This is a genomic window from Halobacillus sp. HZG1, from assembly GCF_035818575.1.
Taxonomy (GTDB): Bacteria; Bacillota; Bacilli; order Bacillales; family Halobacillaceae; genus Halobacillus; species Halobacillus litoralis.
The window spans coordinates 1-23,654 of sequence record NZ_JAYLVQ010000020.1 but is presented as its reverse complement, the minus strand read 5'-3'; the positions used below and the strand labels follow the sequence as shown (position 1 = coordinate 23,654).

Sequence of the window (23,654 nt, the reverse complement as noted above, 5' to 3'; positions counted from 1 at the left end):
TGAAGGTGCAAATGTGTAGAAGGTTGGATCGCCTTAACAGTCATTGGCTATGATAAAATGATAAAAAATGGATGGAGGTTCGATCATTGAGAAAACCAAAAGTTTATATTACTCGTCGTCTCCCTGATGAAGTCGTGAATGCTTATAAAGAGTACTTGGATATAGAGATGTGGTCAAAGGAAGATGAACCAGTAGAGCGCAAAGTTTTGATAGAACAAGCACAATCGTCTCAGGGTTTAATGACCATGTTAACGGAAAACGTAGATGACCAAATCCTCAAGCAATCTGATAACCTTTCTATCGTTGCGAATATGGCAGTCGGTTATGACAATATCGATGTGAAAGCGGCGGAACGTCTAGGTATTGCAGTCACAAATACACCAGATGTGCTTACAGAGACAACAGCGGACCTCACATTCGGACTATTAATGGCCACGGCGAGGAGGATGATGGAGGCAAGCCAATACATAAAACAAAACAAGTGGGAGCATTGGTCTCCGTTGATGTTAGCCGGTACGGATATTCACGGGAAAACAATAGGAATTGTCGGGATGGGGAGAATCGGAGAAGCAGTTGCTAAAAGAGCGATAGGCTTCGGTATGAGTGTGCTGTATTATAATCGTTCTCGTAAACCTGAGGTGGAAGACACCCTTGGTGTGAGATACGAAGGTTTCGAAGAACTGCTTGCACAAGCGGATTATGTCGTGTGCTTGACCCCTTTGACAGAGGAAACCAAACATATGTTTAATAAGGATGCTTTCCAAAGGATGAAACCGGAAGCTTTTTTCATCAATGCATCCAGAGGGGCTACGGTAGATGAACAAGCGCTTTATGAAGCAATCATAAAGAAAGAAATTGCAGGGGCCGGTCTTGACGTATTTGAAAAAGAACCAATCTCCTCCCAGCATCCATTGCTTTCACGACCTGAAGTGGTCTGTTTACCCCATATCGGTTCAGCAACGAAGGAAACAAGATATAAAATGATGAAGCTTAGTCTCGATAACCTCGTCAATCATTTTCAAGGCAAGCCATTACTCACACCTGTTCCATGAAATCCTGTTTATCTTTAATCGTCATCCAGATTATTAAAGTATATGGCGGATTGTGGAAGAATCAGTTTCGAGATATTTTCGGGGTTCGTTATGCTGCTTATGCCAGTCGTGTCTACCAGGGCAATTCCGCATTTGAACACTTTCCTGTGGGGGAGTGGCGAGCTTCCTCGGGCTACCGCCCTGGCGGGATCTCGCCGATCTCCTTTCTCCCACGGGAGTCTCGCAGCTTACCAACCCCCCCTTTCGATGTAAGGGAAAACGAACCCCTGTACAAAGTTGGATGGTCTTCCACCGTCCAACTGTAAGAGGTATAAAGCGCTCTGGATCAAGCTTTTAAGTGCTATGGAGATGTTCTATAATTCACTTTCCACACTCATATGAGCTGACTTTTTAATGGTGGTTTTGAGAATCTTTCATGGCAAAGGGGCGGAGGGGAATGGCGAGACTCCTGTGGGAAAAAAGTGCTTGGTGAGACCCCACAGGACGTAGTCCGAGGAGGCTCACCGCGCTCCCGCGGAAAGCGAGTCATTCCCCGCAGCCCCATACACTCAACAAAAATCTCGAAACTGTGTCTTCAAGAATAGGGAGCCTATGTGGAATATAAATAGGGATAAGGATTACAAAAAAAGAGCCGCTCCATATGGAGTGGCTCTTTTGGTTAGGTGTATTAAAATACTTGCTCGACTTCGTAAATTCCCGGTACTTCTTGTGCAAGAGCTCTTTCGATTCCTGCTTTCAAAGTAATTGTGGAACTAGGGCAGTTTCCGCAAGCACCCATGAGTCGCAGGCGGACGATCCCGTCTTCTACATCGACAAGCTCGACGTCCCCACCGTCACGTAGTAAAAATGGGCGAAGTTTATTGAGTACCTCTTGAACCTGTTCATGCATGTTCAATCTTCCCCTTTCTTAAGTATCATTATAAAACGAAACGTCTAAAAAATCTATGGTTGTCTGAGTCTCTGTACATTAATATTGAGAACTATTATCATTTTATCTTTTTTCTTTTCTTTTGTAAAATAGAAAAAACGTAACGCAAAGGGAGAGAGTAGGATGGGGGAACACCAAACAGTTAGTGTAGCGGTCTATGGAGCTGATGTAAAATGTGCGAGTTGTGTCAATGCACCTGGATCAAGGGAAACATATGAGTGGCTGCAAGCGGCTATTGGAAGGAAGTATAATGATTCAATGGTTCGTTACAATTATTATGATATTCATGAAAAAGGTCAGGATGGTGCTGATCCTTCAATTATTCAACAATTGTTGGATGACGAACTTTTTTATCCTCTTGTCCTCGTAGAGAATGAAATTGTAGGCGAGGGAGATCCTAGGTTGAAAAAAGTCTATAAAGCCTTGGATAAGAATGGACTTCAGCCAAAGGAAAATTCATAGCAGGTTTTGATAACGGTATGATATGATTAGGATTAGATAGGGTTTCATCCAAGATAGAGGTGAAGCGGATGAATCCATTAATTGAATTTTGTATCAATAACTTGATCAGTGGATCTCAGGAAGCAAAAGAAAGGCTTGAGAAGGATCCTGATCTTGATGTTGTCGAATATGGGTGTTTAAGAAACTGTGGACTATGTTCCCAGACGTTATATGCAGTTGTAGAAGGAGATCGTGTCATGGCTGATACACCTGATGAATTAGTCGATAAGATTTATGAACATCTGGACGAAACCCTATAGATTGGTGTAGCCATGAAAGTAAAAAAGGTATCCTTTGAAGAAGGGTGCCTTTTGATTTGCGGATACGGGATGTTTGATAAAAAGTTCTGCGATTTAGTATACTGACGATAAGAAGAGAAAGGAGAGGCTTGGTATGATTCTGAATATCACAGAAGCCGCAAGTCACCAAATCAAAGAGATGATGAAAGAGGAAGAAGGAGAAGTTCGCCTTCGCTTCGGTGTCAAAGGTGGGGGCTGCAGTGGATTGTCTTATGCCATGGGCTTCGAAGATGACATCAATGAGGAACTTGATCTTGTAGAGGAGTCCAGTGGAATACCCGTAGTCATTAACCGTCAAGACGCTGCTATTGTTGAAGGTACGACCATCGACTTCAAACAGAATATGATGGGCGGGGGATTTACCATTGATAACCCAAACGCTATTGTTTCCTGTGGGTGTGGATCCTCATTCAAAACAGCAACCAATGCTGGAACCCCAGATCCAAATTGTTAATAACAAACCTTTCTGTTTATACAGAAAGGTTTTTTTATTTTGAAAGTAAAAAGGAAGAAGCCATGATGATGGCTTCTTCCTTGTGTTTATGAAAACATGCTGGTCGAGTGTTTAGGTTGGACACGAGCACCAGGATCGATATAGGCTTTTGCATTGTTAACGGCTGTTGGACCTTCACCGAAACCAGAAGCAATCAGTTTCACTTTCCCAGGGTAGGTGCAAATATCACCAGCTGCATAAATGCCTGTGATATTGGTTTCCATTTTAGAATTAACAACGATACTGTTCTTTTCAATTTCCAGTTCCCAATTTTTGATTGGACCAAGGGATGAGATAAAGCCGTAGTTCACGATCACATCATCCACATCGATGGTTTCTACACGATCTCCTTTGACTTCTTTCAATTCCACCTGTTCAATACGTTCTTCGCCAATCATTTTTTCAGGAGTGAATGGAGTCATAATTCTTACCTTGGATTCATTAAGCTGTGACACACTATGTTCGTGGGCTCTGAAATTATCTCTTCTATGAACGAGAGTCACCTGTTCAGCGATCGGTTCAAGCATTAGGGCCCAGTCGACAGCAGAGTCCCCGCCACCAGCGATCATGACTTTTTTGTCACGGAACATGTCCATATTGCTGACGTGGTAATGAAGGTTTGTTTCTTCAAAACGTTCGGTATCTTCAATCTTCAACTTTCTTGGTTGGAAGGCTCCGTTACCTGCTGTAATAATAATGGTTTTTGTATAATGGACATCCTTGTCTGTAGTCAGCTTGATGGTTTCATCATCCATTCTTTCTACAGAAACGACTTCCTGGTTCAAGGAAATGGTAGGATTGAACATCATTGCTTGTTCCTCAAGGTTGTCTACTAGTTCTTGTGCTCGTACTTTCGGAAATCCGGCTACGTCAAAAATGTATTTTTCAGGGTAGAGAGCAGTCAGCTGGCCTCCAAGATGGGGAAGGCTTTCAATGATATTTACACTTGCCTCACGCATTCCACCATAGAATGCAGTAAATAAACCGACTGGACCACCACCGATTACTGTTATATCGTATATTTTTTCACTCATAATAAACCTCCTGATGAAAATTTCACTAAAATACATTCTATCATAAAAAAATTTCTGATGGGAACAAAGAGGGGATGTAAACCTTTACAGATGGATAATTGATCAATAATTCCGATAAATGTCTTTTGCCTTGAAAATGGACTGGAAAAGGTCTAAGATGAAATCAGATCAAATAGTAAGAATTTGTGACAATTTTCACCTGAAACCACTCAGGTTTTTTTCATGTTTTCTTGTGTGAAATTAGTCACAAGTATTAGTCAACGGATCATTATTACGAGATGGAAGTGATTAAATCATGAGAAACCCTAACATTGTGATTCTCGGTGCCGGATATGGCGGAATCATGACAGCAGTGAAATTACAGAAAAGCCTAGGTGCAAATGATGCGAACGTGACACTGGTGAATAAACATAGTTACCATTACCAAACGACTTGGCTGCATGAAAATGCTGCGGGAACTTTACATCATGACCGCACACGCATTCAAATCAGTGATGTCATCAATACGAGTCAGGTGAATTTCGTACAGGATACCGTAATTGAAATCAAACCTGAAGATAAGAAAGTATTGCTCGAGAACGGTGAGCTTTCCTACGATTACCTTGTCATCGGACTTGGGTTTGAGGCTGCCACTTTCGGAATTTCCGGCTTGAAAGAGAATGCTTTCACTATTAACAGCATTAACAGTGCGCGCTTGATTCGTCAGCATATTGAATATAACTTCGCAAAATATAATAATGAAATGGAGAAAAAGCAGGAGCGATTGAACATCGTCGTCGGCGGTGCAGGATTTACAGGTATGGAGTTCGTAGGTGAGCTTGCTAATCGTATACCGGAACTGTGCAAAGAATACGACATTCCACGGGAAAAAGTCCGTATCATCAACGTCGAAGCTGCTCCTACGGCACTCCGAGGGTTCGATCCTGAGCTTGTAGAGTACGCGATGAACTCCCTTGAAGCACGAGGTGTCGAATTCAAAATCGGCGCGATGATCAAAGAAGTTACTGAAAACAAGCTCGTTTTCGAAAAAGATGAGCAGCGTGAAGAAATCGAGACGAATACGGTTGTTTGGGCAGCTGGTGTACGTGGAAACTCTCTTGTTGAAAAAGCAGGGTTCGAAGCAAACCGTGGACGCATTCCAGTTGGCGATGACTTGCGTCCAGAGGGATATGAGGACGTCTTCATCGTAGGTGACTGTGCCTTGATTATGAACGAGGAGACTGGCCGTCCTTATCCTCCTACGGCGCAAATCGCTATTCAGCAAGCTGAGCAGACTGCGGCGAACCTCACCCGCCTTATTAGAGGAGAGGACCACCTTGAGCCATTCGAGCCGGACTTGAAAGGTACTGTAGCCTCCTTGGGTCATAATGACGCGATAGGCGTAGTGTTTGATGATAAAAAATTGTTCGGATGGTCAGCAACGGCAATGAAGAAAATCATCGATAACCGCTATCTGCTAAAACTAGGCGGCGTACCCCTGGTTCTCAAAAAAGGAAAACTAAACTTCTTCCAATAATCATGATTAAAAGCGAAAGCAGAACCACTGCTTTCGCTTTTTTGTAAAAAAATAACTTTTCTTCAAGAATAGCTCTCTATTCTTGAAGACACAGTTTCGAAACTTTTGTTGTGTGGATGGGGCTGATGTCTGGTTGAAATAATGAATGACCATACCTGGCCATGGATACGGGGTCACTTCAGCGTTAGCTTTAGTCGCCCACGGAAAGCGAACCTTTTCCCGGAGTCCCTGAACACAAAAGAAGACTCGAAATCAAGTCTTTCACAATCCTGCCCGTTTGTTTCATAACAAACGGTATCGTGGTGGAGGAGCTCTTGCGCTTTTTATGTAACCGTTATAAAATGAGGTTTGGATTTGTTTGTGTTTCGTTGAACATACATAGGGGGAAACGTTAGTGAATATCGTACAGTTCATCGTGTCAATGTTGTTATTTTTTGTATTATTCTTCGGAATTTCTTTCTTATTGAATATGATTTTACGCTCTTCATGGTTGATGGCTTTTGTTTATCCGATCATCGTTCTATTCATCGTTGATGACTTCCCATGGACAAAATATTTTTCAGATCCGGGAAACGCCTTCCCTACAGTATTTGAACAATTAATGAACCTGAAATTAGTGGATATCGTCATCTTAGCGAGTGGATTTGTCGGTACCATAGTGGCTGGAATTGTGATTCGGAAATTACGGAAAAGTGGCTACCAAATGTTTTAAAACGGAAAGACTGACGGCACCATGTGCCATCAGTCTTTTTTTCTAATATTGGTTAAAAGCTGCGGATGACTCGGTTGAATAAAAAAATGGAGCTTGGACATGATTACACCTAGAGGTGATTTCATGAACAAGCGGACGAAGTCTATCTTTTTTATTCTATTGTTCAGCTTTGCTCTTTATAGTACTTTTACGAATGTAACAAACCTATCGCTCTCAGACTTTGACGAATGGATGGCATCTAAATTTAGAGGGGAATCTCTAGATGGGGAGGCTCTTCTGCAAAAAGAGCGGGATTTTTCTGAGAAGAGCTTAAAAGTGAAAAACGCTCCACAGACCTATGTGTCCAGTGCGGTCATAGAAGCGGTTGAATTGTTGGAAGACACCATTGATTTCAGTCAATACCCAAGCCATGAAGTTGTTGCGACAGGTTATACAGCGGGCTATGAGTCAACAGGTAAAACTCCGGAGCACCCTGAGTATGGCATTACGTATTCGGGTGTAAATGTGAAGCGGGATTTATATTCTACCATTGCTGCTGATCTGGAAATGTTTCCGTTAGGGACTGTCCTGTTTATTCCTGGCTATGGTTATGGAGTGGTTGCAGATATTGGGGGAGCTATTAAAGGGAATAAGCTCGATCTCTATTTTCCAACCGTAAATGATGTTTACAATTATTGGGGAAAACAAACGCTTGATGTATATGTTGTTGAAGAGGGCAGCGGTCAACTCTCTGAGGAAGATTTGAATACCTTGAATGAGGATGAATCCTTACAAGTCTTCCGTTCACAAATGAGTCAATAAAAAATCTCTTCCGTAAATATACAGCGGAAGAGATTTTTTTTAGTAAATCAAGGAATGGAGAAGGAAGGTGAGCAGAATACCTGTCAATCCTCCGAAGAACACTTCTATCGGCTGGTGGCCTAACAGTTCTTTAAGTTCTTCTTTCTTTTGATAGCCTTCTTTTTGCTGCCAGCTTTTGGCTTCACTTACGAAGCGGTTGAAGTCGTTGAGTAAGATGTTCAACATTATGGCTTGTTCACCGGTTTGCCGCCTGACTCCTGTACTGTCGAACATGACGATGATGCTGAAAACACAGGCAATAGCGAAAACGGATGAGCCGAACCCTTGTTCAATGCCGACACCTGTAGCCAGCGCGGTAACAGCTGCGGAGTGACTGCTGGGCATGCCGCCTGTACTGAAGGCAAGGCTGGTGTTTAATTGTCGGGAGGCTATGAATTGAATAGGAATTTTTATGACTTGGGCGAAAAAAATAGCAGCAATCGACGCCCAAAGGGGGAAGTTTTGCACTAAGTCTAATAGCATGCTGACATCCTTTCTTATCTTTCGGGGAATGGAAACGACAATCTATGTAGTTGTTCATTCATACAGTAGAGAATGGGTGAACAAATCAAGTGCTTAAGGGCAGATTCATTTTGAAGTGTTTCTAGGGTGATGGAGCAAAGATATTATACCATATGTTCGATGCAGCGAGATAGTTATATTCATGTTAAGTTAAAATAGGAGGAGTCTCATTTAGGAAGGAAAACATAGTGAAATTGTGTATACTTAATATGGAGGTGCGTCAATATGTTTACTGTAACAAATGAATGGAAAGATTCGAAATCTTTACTTGTTGGTCTTTTTGAGGAAGAAGAGATTAACAAGCATACCATCGATAAGGTGAAGAATTCATGTGGAGTTGACCTTGGAGCGTACATAGAAGCTGGACATTTGTCTACGGAAAGTAAAAAACTTGATAAGGTCCTGGTTATGAATGAAAGTGATTTAAAGAACATATATGTCATTGGTCTTGGATCAACACAAGAACTAAATGAAGACAAATATCGTAAGACATTTGGTCGTTTATTTCAAAGTTTAATTAAAGACAAAGTTTCGTCTGTAACTATTTTGCTTGAGAGTCTTATTCCTGGAGGGGAAGATGTAGAACGATACTCGGCTCTTCTTTCAGAAGCTATGCTGACATCCACGTATCGTCTTCCTTCTTTTAAAACCAATCAAAAAGAACCGGTGGACATTGATGAACTCACGGTTTGGACAAAACAAGAGGAAAACACTGTACTTGAAGCTTTAAATAGAGGGCAGGCTTTTGCGGATGGAGTGAATACGGCAAGGTATTTGGTTCATCTGCCTGCGAATATTCTGACAGCATCTGAAATGGCAGAGTTCGCTACAACGATGGCGGAAGACTACCAGTTCGAATGGAGCATCCTTGAAAAAGAAGACATGGAAGAGCTGGGTATGGGAGCTTTACTGGCCGTTAATCAGGGATCTGTAGAACCACCCAAAATGATTGTGCTGAAATATCAGGGACTCGAAGAATGGAAAGATGTTACAGCTCTCGTTGGAAAAGGGATCACTTATGACACAGGTGGCTATTCGATTAAACCGAAGACCGGAATGCCAGGTATGAAGGGGGACATGGGAGGAGCGGCAGCTGTTCTGGGCGCAATGGAAACCATAGGTCAACTGAAGCCGAAAAAGAATGTCATCGCTGTAATCCCATCGTCCGACAATATGATTTCAGGGGATGCTTTCAAGCCGGATGATGTGATTACATCTATGAGTGGCTTAACGATTGAAGTGTTGAATACAGATGCAGAAGGCCGCCTTGCTCTTGCTGATGGGGTCACTTATGCTCAAAGCCAGGGAGCGGATCGAGTGATTGATGTCGCTACTTTAACTGGAGGTGTCGTAACAGCATTAGGTTCCTGGATGACAGGCGCTATGACAAATGATGAACATTTTTACAAAGATGTTGAGGGAGCAGGGAAAACTGTAGGAGAGCCGATTTGGCTTTTACCATACAATGATGATTATAAAGCGCAAGTGAGAAAAAGTGCGATTGCTGATCTGAATAACTCGCCTACGAGAAAAGCCCACCCCATCATGGGTGGAGCGTTTGTCGGTGCCTTCGTGGAAAAGGTACCGTGGGTTCATTTAGATATTGCTGGTACATCCATTGCTGAAGGTCCTCACGAACTGGGTCCTAAAGGTCCGACAGGTGTGATGTCCAAAACGTTAGCCCAGTATATTTTGAATTAACTTTAAACCTCCCGGAAACGGGAGGTTTTTTATGTGTTTATAAGTTCAGACCTCGCACCTCGAAGATCACAAGCGTATAACATATAGGGAGGGAGATGAGCGGGGAGGCTTAAAGATGTTCCAACTCACATCATTGTGGCGGAAAATCCGTCCCTCGTCACGCAGACGTACAGTCCTAAAAATGATAAAAAAGAATCTAGGGACTTTCCTTATCGTTTATACGGTGAATGGTACTTATTTTGGAAAAGTGGAGAGAGTGTGGGGCGAGACCGTTCTTATCAGTATTAGTGACCGAATCTATGTGGTCCATATTAATGAAATAGAGAAAATTGCACCAAAATAAAAGCACCCACTACATTCACTGTAGGGGTGCTTATTCATTAGTCTTGAATTGCTGCTTCCAGGGCGACTTCGATCATTTCGTTGAATGTCGTTTGGCGTTCTTCTGCCGTCGTTTCTTCCCCTGTAAGGATATGGTCACTTACGGTCAATACGGATAGAGCCTGACGATTGTATTTTGCTGCCAGGGTGTACAACGCCGTTGTTTCCATTTCTACTGCCAGCACATTGTATTTCGCGAGCAGGTTGAAAAGGTCCATCGCTTGATCACGGTAGAAGCTGTCGCTGGTAAATACGTTACCGACTTTTAGCTTCAAGCCTTTATCTGTTCCCGCATCATACGCATTTTTCAAGAGATTGAAGTCTGCTGTAGGTGCAAAGTCAATGCCACCAAAGACCATACGGTTCATTTGTGAATCCGTTGTGGAAGTAGAGGCAAGGATAACGTCACGCACTTTTACGTCGCTTTGCAATGCGCCGCAAGAACCGACACGAATCAGTTTTTGAACGCCGTAGCTTTCCATTAATTCATTGATATAAATCGAGATGGATGGAACGCCCATGCCTGTTCCCTGAACGGAAACTCTTTCACCTTTATAAGTACCTGTATAGCCGTACATGCCTCGCACTTCGTTATAGCATGTCGCATCTTCTAAAAAGTTTTCTGCAATGTATTTCGCTCGTAGCGGATCACCAGGAAGAAGGATCTTGTCTGCAATGTCTCCAGGTTTCGCTCCAATATGTGTTGTCATGGATATGACCTCCTCCATTACTTTTGACTATATAAAATTACCATACCCTCGATTAGAAAACAAATACGAAAAAAAGCGCTGTCATCCTCCAGTTATCCGAAGTATTGCTTTTCTAGGTCTTCCAACTGTTTCTTCGCACTTTGATTGAATTCTGTCTCTCTTCTTACAAGCTTCGTTTTAAGGACATCCACCGCTTCCCTTAAAGAGTCTTCATAGGAAGGGATTTCTCCATCAAAAGTCTTGACCGCTTCTTTTTGTACATTCGCTTTTTCATTGTAGCTTAAAGCTTTCCGCTGATGAAAAAAGACTTCCTCTGTCTTTCCGGGGTTATGAAGATCTCCTTGCATCGGGTGTTTATCAACGGCCAGTACTTTTACAAGGTAAAAGCGATTGCGGTCTTCGACGACTTCCCCGATATAAATACCTGTCTTATAATGGGCTTTCACGATTGAACCGTTTGGAAACTCTGACATAGTCTCACTCCTCTCACTTTCTCCATCTATTGTAACAAAAATTGAAATTGTGAAGATATCGTGAAGCTCTTCATGGAGGAGGTGAATTTTTGATATACTGCTAGTTAGAAGGATGTGTTGCCCTATGATGGAATTTCTATATTTTCCTCAGGATAAATCAGAGTATATTCCAGCAATCATTATGCTGATGCTTTTTATTGTATTTGCCGCGGTCACCATGATTTGGTTCATTAAGATTTCCCAAAAAGAAGAAAAGAAAGTAGATCAAGCCTACAAATTAGAGGAATCTTCCGATAAAAAGACTGAAAAGCCGCGTTAGGGCCTGAGCCTTACGTGGCTTTTGTTATATTTTTATAAATCGAAGGAGATACTATCCATGGAGTATTCCATGGAACGGAGGATTAATATGAGAATGATAGTCGGGTTGTCGATTGCCATAGTGTTCATTCTTGCTGGGTGTTCAGGGGAAGAACGTTCTCCTTTGAATACGTCGATTTATAATGCCGATAACGATAAAATTGGCACAGCCACACTGACCGAGCAGCCTGAAGGGGTGGAGGTCCAATTAAAAGTGGAAGGTCTTGAGCCGGGCATGCATGCTGTCCATATACATGAGTTTCCAAAATGTGAAGCCCCTGACTTCAAGAGTGCCGGAAATCACTTCAACCCCCTCTCTAAAGATCATGGGTTGATGAATCCGAAGGGAGCACACGTAGGAGATATGCCGAATGTAGAAGCAGACCAAAGTGGTATGGTGGATACTACACTAATGTTGCCTGAAGCCAAACTGAAAGAAGGTCAGAAGTCTTTACTTAGAGATGAGGGGACATCCATCGTGATTCACAGCGGTCAGGATGATGGAATGACACAGCCGGCAGGAGATTCAGGGGAACGTATCGCTTGTGGGAAAATTACTTTGAAAGCTGATGAAGATGAAACGAGTGATCCTACAGAACCGGATAAGAAGCAGGAATAAAAAAAGTCTCCCTCAGAGGGAGACTTTTTTTTATTTTTCAAGGGCCTTCACAGCATGGATGATGCGTGTGACGCCGTCTTCGATAATCGATTCTGGAGCAGCTATATTCAGGCGCATGAATCCTTCCCCTTCATCGCCGAAGGAAGCACCATCATTCAAGCCCACTTTCGCTTCTTTCTGCATAAAACGCTTCAATTCTGTTTGGCTCATCTTCAACTTCCTGCAGTCCAACCATAGAAGATAGGTGCCTTCTGCTGGAAACACCTGTATTGAAGATGTTTCGTTATGAAAGCGTTGGGTGACGTAGTCGCGGTGATTTCCCAAAACATCCATTAATTCTTCCAACCATTCTTCCCCGTGTTCATAAGCCGCTTCCATGGCTGTCAGACCTAAAGTATTCAGCATCAACATCCCTTGGTTTTTAAAGTGACGGTCGACTTTTTTCTTGGCTGATTCATCAGGTATAACGACGTAGGAAGCCTGTAGTCCTGCTAAGTTGAAGGTCTTAGTTGGAGATAAGCAGGTGATCGTTTGGCTGGATGCATCTTCTGACAAACTCGCCATAGGAACATGGACGTTTCCATGGTAGATCAAATCTGCATGAATCTCATCCGCCACCACTTTGACATCGTATTTTAAGCAGATATCCATCATTCTTTGCAGTTCTTCTTTTTTCCACACGCGTCCTACGGGGTTATGAGGATTACAGAGAATGAACATGGAGACGTTATGATCTTTGATTTTCTGCTCAAAATCCGCGAAATCAATCTCGTATTGCTCTTCGTTCATTTGAAGAGGGTTTTTCACCACATGTCTTCCATGATCTTTAATGACACTGTAAAAAGGAGGATAGACAGGGGTCTGTATAATGACGTGATCCCCAATTTCAGTGAGCGATTGGATAATCATGTGCAAGGATGGAATAACTCCAGGGCTATAAGTGATCCACTCTGGATCGATTTTCCATTGATGACGGTTTTCGAGCCATTGCTTGATCGTTTCTTTGACTTTATCATCAGGGACTGTATATCCAAAAATGCCGTGTTCTGCTCTTTCTTTTATTGCATTCGTTACGGCTGATGGAGTCTTGAAGTCCATATCGGCGACCCACATCGGCAGTACTTCTTTATCTTGGTAAAGATCTTCCGCCATATCCCATTTGACGGATCTTGTTCCTTTTCTTGAAACGACTTCTTCAAAACGTTCCATAGCGTTTTCCTCCAATACTCCATTTTGTTATCTATCTTACCCGAATTATTAGGTTGAATGAAAATATGTTGTTTGTATGTAATTACTCAGACTCGCTGTATAAATAAGGAAAGAATCTAAAAAAATCCAAAAAAAAAGCAAAGCGAACGTTCGCTCTGCTTACACAGGGGGAATACGAGAAAGTCTTACGTTATTTAATATAACCATCTTTCATAGATTATAAACCTATTTCTTTAATTTTTTTGTTGATTTAAATCATAGAGGAGGTTCATTGCGTGAAGGACGTCCTGTTCTGAGAAGTCACGGGCCTTTTTCAGTAAGAGCTTGGAACGTTTCACGCCAATTTCCTGAATGAGGCTAATTAATTCTTCATCCATTTCAGATGAGTTTTCCTCATGATTCTCCAACAATTCAGAGGCAGGGATATCAAGGACAGTTGAAATCTTAAGGATGGTATCCAATTCTGGAATACGTTCGTCAGTTTCATAACTTTCGAGAGTATGGACCCCGATTCTTGCTTTCATTGCCAGTTCTTCCTTTGTGAAGTTTTTCAACTCGCGGTATTTGCGGATATTGTTACCAGTGGACATAAACATACCTCCTCTGTTCTTTCCTATATTATACCACTTTAATGAGGGTGAAATTTCAAACGTTTTGAGAAGTTTAAGTTTACTTTGCTAAATAGCCTCTTTTATGGTAAAATCATTTATTGCGTGAAAAGAAGCGAATAATAAATAAATCAGGAGTTGTATAGCATGTCAGATAAGTTTCAAGAAGGTCAAGTATTAGAAGGTAAAGTTACAGGAATCCAGCCATACGGTGCGTTCGTTGCTCTAGATGAGAAAGTACAAGGTCTTGTACACATTTCAGAAGTAACTCACGGTTATGTAAAGGATATCAACGAGCATCTTTCTGAAGGCGATGAAGTGCAAGTTAAAATTTTGAACATTGATGAAAAGAGCAATAAGTATTCTCTTTCTATCCGTGCGACGCAAGAAGCTCCAAAAGCAGCTACACGCCGTCCGCGTAAGCAAGCAGCACCTAAACAAGAAGAGTCAACAGCTGGTTTCAACACGCTGAAAGACAAGTTGGAAGATTGGATCAAACAATCTGACGACCGCGAGAAATTCCGTAAATAAGAACGTTTTAAAGGATCAGCCCTAAGAAGGCTGATCCTTTTTTTGTAGATACCATTTGAAGGTTATTCCGCCGGATCAGAGGCCGGGGCGTCTTCATGCTCGGCAACCGGTGAAAAATAAAGAGATATGACGATAAGTCCGCTAATACCAACAAGTGTATAGATTACTCGTGCCAGCCATGCTCCTTGTTCACCACCTCCGAAAAGACCAGCAACAAGATCGTATTGAAACAACCCAATCAATCCCCAGTTGATTGCTCCAACAATGACTAAAAGAAGTGCTACACGATTTAACCAATTCATCCTAAACACCTCCTTTCCGTTATTGTTTATTAGCTTGAACACAGGGAAAAATATTATACGAATTGCATATCTTTTGAGAATCCACTGGATTTCGGGGATAATACCAACGTATGCTCAGTTTAGAAAGGGGAATTTCATTATGGATGCTTTTACGTTTCATAATCCGACGAAATTGATTTTCGGTAAAGATCAACTGAATCAGTTACCCTCCCAGTTACCAGCGGGTACTAAAAAAGTACTTGTTGTGTATGGTGGAGGAAGTATAAAGAAGAACGGTCTCTATGACCAAGTCATGGGTCAATTGAATGAGGCAGGTGTGGATATCCAGGAACTATCTGGTGTAGAACCTAACCCGAAATTGACCACTGTGGAAAAGGGAGTAGAGATCTGCAAAGAAGATAACATCGATTTCCTTCTTGCTGTAGGTGGAGGAAGTGTCATTGATTGTACCAAGACCATTGCAGCCGGAGCGAAATACGATGGAGCTCCATGGGATCTTGTTACAAGAGAAGCAAAGCCTGAATCAGCTCTTCCATTCGGAACCGTGCTGACCCTGGCAGCTACAGGGTCCGAAATGAATGCAGGTGCAGTCATAACGAATTGGGAAACGAATGAAAAGTATGGTTGGGGAGCGGCGCCTCTAACAAACCCGACTTTCTCTATTCTTGATCCTGCCTACACGGTGAGTGTTCCGAGAGATCAAACCATTTATGGAATTGTGGATATGATGACACACATGTTTGAACAGTACTTCCACAACCCAACACAGTCTCCGGTGCAAGACGAGATGGTGGAGGGGGTATTGAGAGCTGTCATGGAAACAGCTCCTAAACTGCTTGAGGACTTAGAATCGCTTGAGCATAGAGAAACCATTTTGTATGCCGGTACCGTTGCACTCAATGGCATGCTTCAAATGGGATATCGAGGCGATTGGGCCAGTCATAATATTGAACATGCAGTATCTGCTGTTTATGACATTCCACACGCAGGAGGCCTCGCTATCCTATTCCCGAACTGGATGAAACACAACTTGGAAGTCAACGAAGAACGTTTTGCTCGCTTGGCTACGAAAGTCTTCGGTGTAAATCCTGATGGAAAAGGAGATAAAGAAGTCGCTGAAGAGGGAATTAAAGCTCTACGTGCCTTCTGGAGTTCAATCGGAGCTCCTGAAACATTGGCTGATTATGATATTGGTGACGATAAATTCGATATCATCGTCGACCGTGCAATGAAACGAGGACCATTCGGAAACTTCAATCAATTGCATGAACAAGACGTTCAGAAAATCTTGGAGATGTCCAAATAAAAGATGTGAAAAATCGGAGGGGATCCCCTCCGATTTTTTTATCTATTTATTCAGCTGAATGCCAGGATACTTGAAGAATCAGTTTCGAGAATTTTATTGAGTGGGGGGCTGCGGGAATAGATCGCTTTCCGCGGAGCGCGGTGAGGCTCATCGGACTGCGTCCTGTGGGGTCTCACCCTGCACTTTTTCCCGAGGAGTCTCGCCATTCCCCTCCGCACCTAACGCTCCACCTGGGTAACGTCCCCTAAAACATCTTAAAACTGAGTCTTCAAGTAAAAGGAGTGTTTGTTTAGCTGATTGGTTATTATTGGGTGAATGATGTTCCGGAATTTTTACAGATGTATGAAACTTTCGCATGTATCCGTTTACAATTTCGCGATTGCTTGATTTGAAGGTAAGGTTTCGATAAAGTGAAATTGGTCAAGCAAAAAATGACGATTTGGAGGGTCATAAATGACACATGTTCGTTTTGATTACGAAAAAGCTTTGCCTTTCTTTGGTGAGCATGAACTTGAATACATGCAAGGAGCAGTATCTCTTGCACATAAATCCCTGCACGAAAAATCAGGAGCAGGAAGTGACTTCTTAGGGTGGTTGGATTTACCTGAAGGTTACGATAAAGAGGAATTTGCCCGCATTAAAAAATCTGCTGAAAAGATAAAATCGGACTCTGATGTCTTGTTGGTCATCGGAATCGGTGGATCATACTTAGGAGCACGTGCTGCGCTTGAAATGTTGAATCACAGTTTTTACAACGAGTTATCTTCTGAAGACCGAAACACCCCTCAAGTGTTCTTCGTTGGTAACAGCATCAGCGCACCATACATGAATGAACTATTTGATGTACTTAAAGACAAAGATGTTTCTGTCAATGTCATCTCTAAGAGTGGAACGACGACAGAACCAGCAATTGCTTTCCGTATCTTCCGTAAGTTCCTAGAAGAGAAGTATGGCGTAGAAGAAGCACGTAAACGCATCTATGCGACAACAGACAAGCAAAAAGGGGCTTTAAAGACACTGGCTAGTGAACAAGGCTATGAGTCCTTCGTCGTTCCTGATGATGTCGGTGGGCGTTACTCTGTTTTGACTGCGGTAGGTCTTCTTCCTATTGCCGCAAGTGGAATCGACATTGATGAAATGATGAAAGGTGCTCAGGCTGCTCAAAGTGAGTTGAGCACGGATAAGCTATCTGATAACCCGGCGTATCAGTATGCGGCTGTCAGAAACGTCCTTTATAACAAAGGAAAAACGATTGAAATGCTTGTGAACTACGAGCCATCTCTTCAATATTTTGCTGAGTGGTGGAAGCAATTGTTTGGAGAAAGTGAAGGAAAAGACCAAAAAGGAATTTTCCCTGCTTCTGCGAATTTCTCTACAGATTTGCACTCTCTTGGACAGTATGTACAGGAAGGGCGCCGTGATTTGTTTGAAACGGTCTTGAACGTAGAAACACCGTCTTCTGACATTACGATTGAGGAAGACAGTCAGAACTTGGACGGACTCAATTACCTTGCTGGATCAACAGTGGACGAGGTAAATGAAAAAGCTTACCTTGGAACAATGCTTGCCCACACAGATGGGGATGTGCCGAACTTGATCTTGCACCTGCCGAAACGCGATGCATATACGTTCGGTTATCTCGTGTACTTCTTCGAAAAAGCATGCGCTATCAGTGGGTATCTATTGGGTGTGAATCCTTTCGACCAGCCAGGGGTTGAGGCATATAAAGTCAACATGTTTGCCCTGCTTGGTAAACCAGGTTTTGAAAAAGAAAAAGAAGAACTTGAAAAACGTTTGAAATAAAAAGAAAAGCTCGGGTCCTCCAAAAAATGGATGACCTGAGCTTTTTTTGTTTGGGCATAGTAAGGAATAAAGGAGTGATGACAGTGATACCATTATCTTCACCAATTACAGGGCAAGTGTACACCTATAATGATGTGGAGAGTGAACTGAAAGCTCTCGGTTTTAAACTTTCCGATAACTGGGATTATGAACATGGATATTTTGATTATAAAATTGATGACCATGTAGGGTACCAATTTATCCGCCTTCCATTTGTGGTAACATCTGGCTCGTTGGATGCCCCTGGTGATTATGCCATGATTGAAATGAAAGAACCGTTCCTGCTTTCTCATAAATATAATCCAGGATTGGATGATAATGTGAAAGAAGGGAATTTTCGTGCGATTTTCGATCAGTTCCAGGAGCCGGTGGATAAAGACGCTTCTTTTCCTGAAGAACACATCAATAGGGGAAGAGAGCTGCTTGCTCAGGTTGAACAAGTGTTACTTTCGAAGGGGTGAAAAAACGACAAGGACATCCCCTTCCTCCAATACAATATCAGGGTGAAGGTCGAAAGAGAGATCTTCGCCTTTTTTTATGCCGATAATTTGATAATGTTCTTTCAAGTAATGTTCAAAAGCTTTGAGCATAGGTTGCCCAATCAGTTCACCACGAATAGTCTCTTCATGAAATTGTCGTTCAGTCAACAAATGAAGAAGAAGTTCAAAAGGTTTGACAGGATCGTTGCGATAGAGCTCCTGGTAAAAGAGGCTGCTCATAAAGTCATTAGAACGAATGATGGTATTGGCTCCTGCCCGTTCTGCATTAATCTTTTGCTTATCGGTGAGTACTTCTGCGATGATGAACAATCCTGGGTGGTGTCCTTTCAGTGAAACAATCTGATGAATGACGGTCTGATCAGACTGTTCTTCTTCCATAGATGGATCAGCGGTTATAATCGCCATTCTTGCTTCTCTTACATTTGCTTGTTCAAGCGTTTCTTCATTTGTGGCACTCCCGTTAATAAAATGAACACTGGATAAACGCTGATAAAATTGGTTCATCGTCCGGTCAATCAAAACGATTCTTTCTTGAAGGTTTTGTTCTTCCAACATGTCCAGCAAGTGGCGGGTCCGTTCATTCCAACCAACAAGGATTAAGTGATTGTTCCCTTTATAGGGGACCTTTCCTTCTGTTAAGTCTGTTTCATGTTTAACTGTAGAGGCTGAAAGTGTTGCCATATAGAAGGTCACAAGGCCTCCCCCTGATAGAATGAGAAGGATTGCGATGATTTTACCTGTTGCACTTAATGGGACATAATCACCATAACCCACGGTAGCACCTGTTACAAATGCCCACCAGAGACCATCAAAGAAAGTAGGGAAGTTCTGCGGCTCTATCATATGGATAATCAAACCGAATAATGACATGGTAAACAAAACGGTAGTCAATAACCGTAAAAACAGCGGCATTTGGAAGTATAGGCGGATTAAGGATTGCATGCTATACGCCCCTTTTTTATCTTCAGTATGGCTCTTCCCCTCCTTCCTCAAACATAAAAGGACTTCCTTAGTATAAGGAAATCCTTAGGAAATGGGGCTATGAAATTTTTTCTTTCAAATCTTTATAAACACAGGACCAGAAATCACGATTGTCACGATAAGCTTTAGTAATGAATGTAAGCATTTCCTTTCGTTTTTCATTAAAATCTTCGGTATTATGATCAGGCAGATTCGCTAATGAGTCATCTATAAACGCTTGGATCTCAGGAGCGCGTGGTCCCCAAGTCCCCACCTCATTCCCATTTGTGTCGATGAAAATAATGATAGGGATAGATCTTGATCGTCCGTTTGTTAAATATTGATCCATCAACTCTAAATTTTCATCCCGCAAAAGGAAGTGAACGGGAATGTGACCCTGCTCTGCAATTTTTAAGAAAATTGGCAGGTTCAGCATCGCATCCCCACACCAGTCCTCAGTAAGGACAATGGCACGTAATTTTTTGTTTTGCACTTTCTCAAATAGGGGCTGATCTTCAACGGGTACCGGGAAATTTTCATATATATAAATAAAGTCCTTTTGGTGTGTTTGCATCTGATCGACGTAGGTCTGTGCTGTCATTCCCTTATTAAACCAGTTTTCTAAGTTCATTCGTATTCCTCCTCTACAAACTCCGTACAAGATCATGTTCCCTCATTAGGCTTAGAATAAGCGTCTAATTATAATGGTATTCCTCTTTTTTGGTATGATAAAAGAAAAGGGGGATGATTATGGAAAAAGAACGATTGAATTTTTTAATGGAATTGCTGAACACACCTTCTCCATCAAGCATGGAGATGGAGATACAAAAAAGATGGATCAAAGAGATGCGTCCATATGCGGATGAAATCAAAACCGACCATGCCGGGAATGCGATCGCTGTATTGAATCCTGAAGCGGAATTCAAGATCCTGTTAGCCGGGCACTGTGATGAAATTGCTCTCGTCATCAACCGTATTGATGAGCAAGGGTATCTTCATTTTGACAAAATGGGAGGCATCAACCCGAAAGCAGCCGTGGGAATGAAGGTTAACATCCTTGGCTATACAAAGGAATTGACCGGAGTTATTGGAGTGAACGCTCAACACCATGGTGGATTGAAAGGTGATTTTGGTTTAGACGAACTTTTTATTGATTGTGGAGCTAAATCAAAGGAAGAGATGGAGCAGTTTGTCCAGATTGGCGATCTCGCTGTTTATAAAAGAGAGCCTGAGCTGCTGATGGATCGATACATAGCCGGACGTGGTCTGGATAACCGTACGGGACAATTCATCGTAGGTGAAGTATTGAGAAAGCTTTCTAAAGAGGATATTCAAGTTGGGGTCTATGCCGCAAGCACCGTTAATGAAGAGACGAACATGGGAGGGGCTTATTTCGCTGCAGCGGGCCTTGAGCCGACGATGGCCATTGCATGTGATGTGACGTTTGCTACTGATTATCCAGGGGTCAATAAAAATAAACATGGCGATGTACGTTTAGATGGAGGGCCTGTCCTGGCAAAAGGTGCACCGATCAACAGGAAGATTAATAAGCTTCTCGAAAGCACAGCCAAATCTCTTGATATGGACGTGCAGTATGAGCTGACGCCTCGAATGACAGGGACGGATGCGGATAAAATGAGGCTTACTGGTAAAGGTGTTCCGGTCAGTCTTGTTTCTCTGCCGCTCCGCTATATGCATTCTCCTGTAGAAACGGTTAGTGTAAAGGACATCGAAGAAGAGATCTCCTTGATGGTAGAAATGATTAAGAACATGACAGGAAACGAAAGTCTGAATCCGCTAGAAGAATAATCTTAACAGCACCGGGGAGTCTCCTCGGTGTTTTGTTTATTTAACGCATAATTGGAAAGAATAGCAGATATAATCTTCTATATTAAGGAGTGATCTGCATGGATCGGGAATTACTGCATCAACAAATTATGACGTTGAAGGGGAAAATTTGTGCTGGGCAGCTACAATTGCATGGGTATGATGAATACCTGCTCATGCAGCTTGATAAGGTGAAAGATAGTGAAGATGGTCTTGTCGATGTATCCACGGTTTCTTCAACTCTCCGTCTGTTTATAGATGCTACAGATAAAATGCAGTCTCCATCAGCTTAAATAACAAGGCGCATTTCTGCGCCTTGTTTATTTTTTATCATCATTCTTTAAGAAAAACCAGAGTGAACTCTATCAACAAAAATCAGTCACTAAACATTAAACTTGCGCGTTCAGAACGTTTTGTATAGAATAAAATTACAATAACATATCGATTCCATCTTCGGGGCAGGGTGCAATTCCCGACCGACGGTAAGAAGAAGTGAATTCTTTAAGTCCGTGACCCGTATGGTTTGACCATGCGGTGGACCCGGTGAAAGTCCGGGACCGACAGTTAAAGTCTGGATGGGAGAAGATGTCGAACGGAACTGGTAGCTTAAACACTACCTCTATTTCCTATGGACACGACCCTCTTAGCCCAAAAAAGTGCTACAGGGTTATTTTTATGTGTTTTTTAGGCCGTTTACCTTCATCTGGGATGTGAATCGATGTATAGATGAAGGAGGAGATTGATGATGAACTCTTACACAGGGCAATCATCTAAGCTGCAGAAGTTAGTCATTTTAGCGTTACTTGGTACGATATCCATGGTATTAATGTTTTTGAAATTTCCGCTTCCTTTTTTACCACCGTATTTAAAAGTGGATGTCAGTGACATTCCTGCTCTTCTAGCTGCGATATTATTTTCGCCGCTCGCAGGTATTGTTGTGGAAGCGTTGAAAAATGGTCTATATATGATTTTCACAGGAGTTTCTGATCCTATCGGGGTCGGAGCGAATTTCCTGGCCGGAGTCCTCTTCATTGTTCCGGTTGCCGTTATCTATCGTAGAGGAAAGACTATGAAATCACTCCTGATCGGTTTAATTTTTGGTTCCGTCTTTATGGCCGTTACAATGAGTGTGCTCAATTATTTCCTTATTCTTCCTGCATACAGCTGGTTTATGGGGTGGGAAACAATGAGCGCAGATGTGAAGTGGATGACAATTGTAGCAGGAATCCTTCCTTTTAATGTAATTAAAGGTGCTATAGCTGGTTCCTTGTTTATCATGTTATTCGTCAAAATGAAGGATTGGATTGAACAAAAAACTGTGCGACGACAGTCAGCCGCATAGAAAAGCGAGGGGATCACCCCCTCGCTTTTTTTTACCTATTTTTTTGGTCTTCTATTTCTTCCACTTTATAACGTGCTGTCGGCATAGCTTCTAAACGCTCAACTGGAATGGGTTCTCCTGACTTTTCACTCAGACCGTACCGACCCTCTTCCATACGCTGCAAGGCATCTTCTACTTCCATTAATTTTTCCCGTGCCTGCTCATAAAAGGTTTGTTCTTTCGCTCTCTCGAATTGATCCGTTCCCTGATCGCCAGGGTGATCAGCCACGCTTGATATTTCACCGGTTCGATCGTTTTCGTAATCTTCTTTAGCCTGGTCTTCCCTGTATTCTTCCATTTGTGATTCTGCTTCTTCTTTCATTTCTAAAAGGCGGTCCTTGAATTTTTGTTTTTGTTTATCATTCAACATTGTAACGTGACTCCTTTCGGGACTGTTCGGTTATTTTTTAGGGACGACTCCTACAGTACATCGGGATAAACACAATAATTCTTCAGCTTCATTAACAATTTGTATTTCCCATACCATCGTATTTTTCCCGATATGAGCAGGTGTAGCTGTTCCAGTTACATATCCATCGCGGGCACTTTTTATATGGTTGGCATTGATTTCTACTCCGAATACTTGCTGTTGATCAGGATCAATGTTCAGAAATGCCCCGATGCTGGCAGCGCTCTCGGCTAATGCCACACTTGCTCCACCATGTAGAAACCCCATAGGTTGATGAGTACGGTGATCGACAGGCATACGAATTTGCACCTTCGTCGCATCTGCCGTCACAACTTCCATCCCTAGTGCTTCCATCAATGTATTCTTCATCATAGATTGATTCATTTTTCATCCCGTCCTTTTTGTATTATTCCCATTGTAAAAATGGTCAAACCTTCATGTTACACACTGAAAATATAAATGACTTGTTCAACAATCTGGCAGGTTTCTTGAAGACTCAATTTCGAGAAGTTTGTTGAGTGGATGGGGCTACGGGGAATAGCTCGCTTTCCGCGGGAGCGCGATGAGCCTCCTCAGGCTGACGCCTTCCGGGGTCTCACCTAGCACTCTTTTCCCGCAGGAGTCTCGCCATTCCCCTCCGC

At 42.4% G+C, this 23,654-nt stretch carries 30 protein-coding genes and 1 riboswitch; of the genes, 18 read left to right on the top strand and 12 right to left on the bottom strand.

The features are described 5' to 3' along the window. Positions 1–86: 86 nt before the first annotated feature. Positions 87–1,052: a 2-hydroxyacid dehydrogenase gene (locus VKA52_RS01995; RefSeq protein ID WP_326313988.1), complete on the top strand. Its 966-nt coding sequence runs from the start codon at positions 87–89 to the stop codon at positions 1,050–1,052. A 667-nt stretch (positions 1,053–1,719) separates the two neighbouring features. Here the strand turns inward: VKA52_RS01995 and VKA52_RS01990 are convergent. Further along, a complete protein-coding gene (locus tag VKA52_RS01990; RefSeq protein ID WP_035511544.1) occupies positions 1,720–1,941 on the bottom strand; it encodes a NifU family protein in 222 nt (73 codons plus the stop codon). A gap of 162 nt (positions 1,942–2,103) precedes the next feature. On the opposite strand from VKA52_RS01990, the gene VKA52_RS01985 reads away from it, so the two are divergent. The 3 genes from VKA52_RS01985 (at position 2,104) to VKA52_RS01975 (ending at position 3,234) form a co-directional block, all read left to right on the top strand. Then, positions 2,104–2,442 (top strand): YuzD family protein, encoded by a 339-nt coding sequence (locus VKA52_RS01985; protein WP_326313987.1) that lies wholly within the window; start codon positions 2,104–2,106, stop codon positions 2,440–2,442. 68 nt (positions 2,443–2,510) lie between these two features. Next, on the top strand, positions 2,511–2,741 hold the full coding sequence (locus tag VKA52_RS01980) for a YuzB family protein (RefSeq protein WP_160911708.1): 231 nt from the start codon (positions 2,511–2,513) through the stop codon (positions 2,739–2,741). A 133-nt stretch (positions 2,742–2,874) separates the two neighbouring features. Beyond that, entirely contained in the window at positions 2,875–3,234 is a 360-nt protein-coding gene (locus VKA52_RS01975; protein WP_160911710.1) for a HesB/IscA family protein, read from the top strand. A gap of 86 nt (positions 3,235–3,320) precedes the next feature. Here the strand turns inward: VKA52_RS01975 and VKA52_RS01970 are convergent, their stop codons facing one another. Beyond that, on the bottom strand, positions 3,321–4,307 hold the full coding sequence (locus VKA52_RS01970) for an NAD(P)/FAD-dependent oxidoreductase (protein ID WP_326313986.1): 987 nt from the start codon (positions 4,305–4,307) through the stop codon (positions 3,321–3,323). A gap of 295 nt (positions 4,308–4,602) precedes the next feature. Between VKA52_RS01970 and VKA52_RS01965 the strand changes: the two genes are divergently transcribed. From VKA52_RS01965 to VKA52_RS01955, 3 genes are all read left to right on the top strand, one after another. Continuing rightward, positions 4,603–5,823, top strand: coding sequence for an NAD(P)/FAD-dependent oxidoreductase (locus tag VKA52_RS01965; protein ID WP_326313985.1), 1,221 nt, complete (start codon positions 4,603–4,605; stop codon positions 5,821–5,823). 394 nt (positions 5,824–6,217) lie between these two features. Then, complete coding sequence (locus VKA52_RS01960; protein ID WP_326313984.1) at positions 6,218–6,535, top strand: YuiB family protein; 318 nt, start codon at positions 6,218–6,220, stop codon at positions 6,533–6,535. A 99-nt stretch (positions 6,536–6,634) separates the two neighbouring features. Next, a complete protein-coding gene (locus VKA52_RS01955; RefSeq protein ID WP_237417415.1) occupies positions 6,635–7,336 on the top strand; it encodes a 3D domain-containing protein in 702 nt (233 codons plus the stop codon). Positions 7,337–7,375: 39 nt separating this feature from the next. On the opposite strand, the gene VKA52_RS01950 is transcribed toward VKA52_RS01955, so the two are convergent. After that, positions 7,376–7,858: a divergent PAP2 family protein gene (locus VKA52_RS01950; protein WP_206947699.1), complete on the bottom strand. Its 483-nt coding sequence runs from the start codon at positions 7,856–7,858 to the stop codon at positions 7,376–7,378. A gap of 264 nt (positions 7,859–8,122) precedes the next feature. Here VKA52_RS01950 and VKA52_RS01945 point away from each other — a divergent pair, with 264 nt between their 5' ends. Both VKA52_RS01945 and VKA52_RS01940 read left to right on the top strand, forming a co-directional pair. Then, positions 8,123–9,598, top strand: a complete 1,476-nt coding sequence (locus tag VKA52_RS01945) for a leucyl aminopeptidase (RefSeq protein WP_326313983.1) — start codon at positions 8,123–8,125, stop codon at positions 9,596–9,598. A 115-nt stretch (positions 9,599–9,713) separates the two neighbouring features. Continuing rightward, complete coding sequence (locus VKA52_RS01940; RefSeq protein ID WP_326313982.1) at positions 9,714–9,941, top strand: hypothetical protein; 228 nt, start codon at positions 9,714–9,716, stop codon at positions 9,939–9,941. A 37-nt stretch (positions 9,942–9,978) separates the two neighbouring features. Here VKA52_RS01940 and deoD read toward each other — a convergent pair whose 3' ends face one another. Together deoD and VKA52_RS01930 are read right to left on the bottom strand one after the other, a co-directional pair. Then, the gene (deoD, locus tag VKA52_RS01935) at positions 9,979–10,689 is read right to left on the bottom strand and encodes a purine-nucleoside phosphorylase (RefSeq protein ID WP_160911721.1); all 711 of its coding nucleotides are present in this window, start codon (positions 10,687–10,689) and stop codon (positions 9,979–9,981) included. Between the two features lie 92 nt (positions 10,690–10,781). Further along, a complete protein-coding gene (locus VKA52_RS01930; protein WP_160911723.1) occupies positions 10,782–11,162 on the bottom strand; it encodes a kinase-associated lipoprotein B in 381 nt (126 codons plus the stop codon). Between the two features lie 124 nt (positions 11,163–11,286). Between VKA52_RS01930 and VKA52_RS01925 the strand changes: the two genes are divergently transcribed. Together VKA52_RS01925 and VKA52_RS01920 are read left to right on the top strand one after the other, a co-directional pair. Then, positions 11,287–11,481, top strand: coding sequence for a hypothetical protein (locus VKA52_RS01925; protein ID WP_160911725.1), 195 nt, complete (start codon positions 11,287–11,289; stop codon positions 11,479–11,481). Positions 11,482–11,568: 87 nt separating this feature from the next. After that, positions 11,569–12,138, top strand: a complete 570-nt coding sequence (locus VKA52_RS01920) for a superoxide dismutase family protein (RefSeq protein ID WP_160911727.1) — start codon at positions 11,569–11,571, stop codon at positions 12,136–12,138. A gap of 30 nt (positions 12,139–12,168) precedes the next feature. On the opposite strand, the gene VKA52_RS01915 is transcribed toward VKA52_RS01920, so the two are convergent. Next, positions 12,169–13,347, bottom strand: a complete 1,179-nt coding sequence (locus VKA52_RS01915; protein WP_326313981.1) for a MalY/PatB family protein — start codon at positions 13,345–13,347, stop codon at positions 12,169–12,171. A gap of 233 nt (positions 13,348–13,580) precedes the next feature. Next, positions 13,581–13,937 carry a helix-turn-helix domain-containing protein gene (locus VKA52_RS01910; RefSeq protein WP_160911730.1) on the bottom strand — a complete coding sequence of 119 codons (357 nt, stop codon included), beginning with the start codon at positions 13,935–13,937 and terminating at the stop codon, positions 13,581–13,583. A 165-nt stretch (positions 13,938–14,102) separates the two neighbouring features. Between VKA52_RS01910 and yugI the strand changes: the two genes are divergently transcribed. Beyond that, the gene (yugI, locus tag VKA52_RS01905; RefSeq protein WP_160911732.1) at positions 14,103–14,486 is read left to right on the top strand and encodes a S1 domain-containing post-transcriptional regulator GSP13; all 384 of its coding nucleotides are present in this window, start codon (positions 14,103–14,105) and stop codon (positions 14,484–14,486) included. Positions 14,487–14,548: 62 nt separating this feature from the next. Here yugI and VKA52_RS01900 read toward each other — a convergent pair whose 3' ends face one another. Further along, positions 14,549–14,788, bottom strand: a complete 240-nt coding sequence (locus VKA52_RS01900) for a DUF378 domain-containing protein (RefSeq protein ID WP_160911734.1) — start codon at positions 14,786–14,788, stop codon at positions 14,549–14,551. A 139-nt stretch (positions 14,789–14,927) separates the two neighbouring features. Between VKA52_RS01900 and VKA52_RS01895 the strand changes: the two genes are divergently transcribed. The 3 genes from VKA52_RS01895 (at position 14,928) to VKA52_RS01885 (ending at position 18,397) form a co-directional block, all read left to right on the top strand. Further along, positions 14,928–16,094 carry an iron-containing alcohol dehydrogenase gene (locus tag VKA52_RS01895; RefSeq protein ID WP_326313980.1) on the top strand — a complete coding sequence of 389 codons (1,167 nt, stop codon included), beginning with the start codon at positions 14,928–14,930 and terminating at the stop codon, positions 16,092–16,094. Positions 16,095–16,547: 453 nt separating this feature from the next. Further along, positions 16,548–17,897 (top strand): glucose-6-phosphate isomerase, encoded by a 1,350-nt coding sequence (locus tag VKA52_RS01890; protein ID WP_160911737.1) that lies wholly within the window; start codon positions 16,548–16,550, stop codon positions 17,895–17,897. Positions 17,898–17,980: 83 nt separating this feature from the next. Further along, positions 17,981–18,397 (top strand): YugN-like family protein, encoded by a 417-nt coding sequence (locus tag VKA52_RS01885; RefSeq protein WP_206947711.1) that lies wholly within the window; start codon positions 17,981–17,983, stop codon positions 18,395–18,397. Here the strand turns inward: VKA52_RS01885 and VKA52_RS01880 are convergent. Continuing rightward, positions 18,380–19,378 (bottom strand): potassium channel family protein, encoded by a 999-nt coding sequence (locus tag VKA52_RS01880; RefSeq protein WP_326313979.1) that lies wholly within the window; start codon positions 19,376–19,378, stop codon positions 18,380–18,382. The two genes, VKA52_RS01885 and VKA52_RS01880, sit on opposite strands and share 18 nt — an antisense overlap. A 97-nt stretch (positions 19,379–19,475) precedes the next feature. Next, the gene (locus VKA52_RS01875) at positions 19,476–20,027 is read right to left on the bottom strand and encodes a thioredoxin family protein (RefSeq protein ID WP_326313978.1); all 552 of its coding nucleotides are present in this window, start codon (positions 20,025–20,027) and stop codon (positions 19,476–19,478) included. Between the two features lie 119 nt (positions 20,028–20,146). On the opposite strand from VKA52_RS01875, the gene VKA52_RS01870 reads away from it, so the two are divergent. The 3 genes from VKA52_RS01870 to VKA52_RS01860 all read left to right on the top strand — a co-directional run bounded on the left by VKA52_RS01870 (position 20,147) and on the right by VKA52_RS01860 (position 22,565). Next, positions 20,147–21,205 (top strand): M20/M25/M40 family metallo-hydrolase, encoded by a 1,059-nt coding sequence (locus VKA52_RS01870; RefSeq protein ID WP_326313977.1) that lies wholly within the window; start codon positions 20,147–20,149, stop codon positions 21,203–21,205. Between the two features lie 98 nt (positions 21,206–21,303). Continuing rightward, positions 21,304–21,516 (top strand): hypothetical protein, encoded by a 213-nt coding sequence (locus tag VKA52_RS01865; RefSeq protein ID WP_206947715.1) that lies wholly within the window; start codon positions 21,304–21,306, stop codon positions 21,514–21,516. A 152-nt stretch (positions 21,517–21,668) separates the two neighbouring features. Then, a riboswitch (FMN riboswitch) is annotated at positions 21,669–21,814 on the top strand. Positions 21,815–21,968: 154 nt separating this feature from the next. Continuing rightward, a complete protein-coding gene (locus VKA52_RS01860; protein ID WP_326313976.1) occupies positions 21,969–22,565 on the top strand; it encodes an ECF transporter S component in 597 nt (198 codons plus the stop codon). A gap of 31 nt (positions 22,566–22,596) precedes the next feature. Here VKA52_RS01860 and VKA52_RS01855 read toward each other — a convergent pair whose 3' ends face one another. Together VKA52_RS01855 and VKA52_RS01850 are read right to left on the bottom strand one after the other, a co-directional pair. Next, entirely contained in the window at positions 22,597–22,974 is a 378-nt protein-coding gene (locus tag VKA52_RS01855; RefSeq protein ID WP_160911746.1) for a hypothetical protein, read from the bottom strand. A 30-nt stretch (positions 22,975–23,004) separates the two neighbouring features. Next, positions 23,005–23,397, bottom strand: a complete 393-nt coding sequence (locus tag VKA52_RS01850; RefSeq protein ID WP_160911748.1) for a hotdog fold thioesterase — start codon at positions 23,395–23,397, stop codon at positions 23,005–23,007. Between the last annotated feature and the right edge of the window lie 257 nt (positions 23,398–23,654).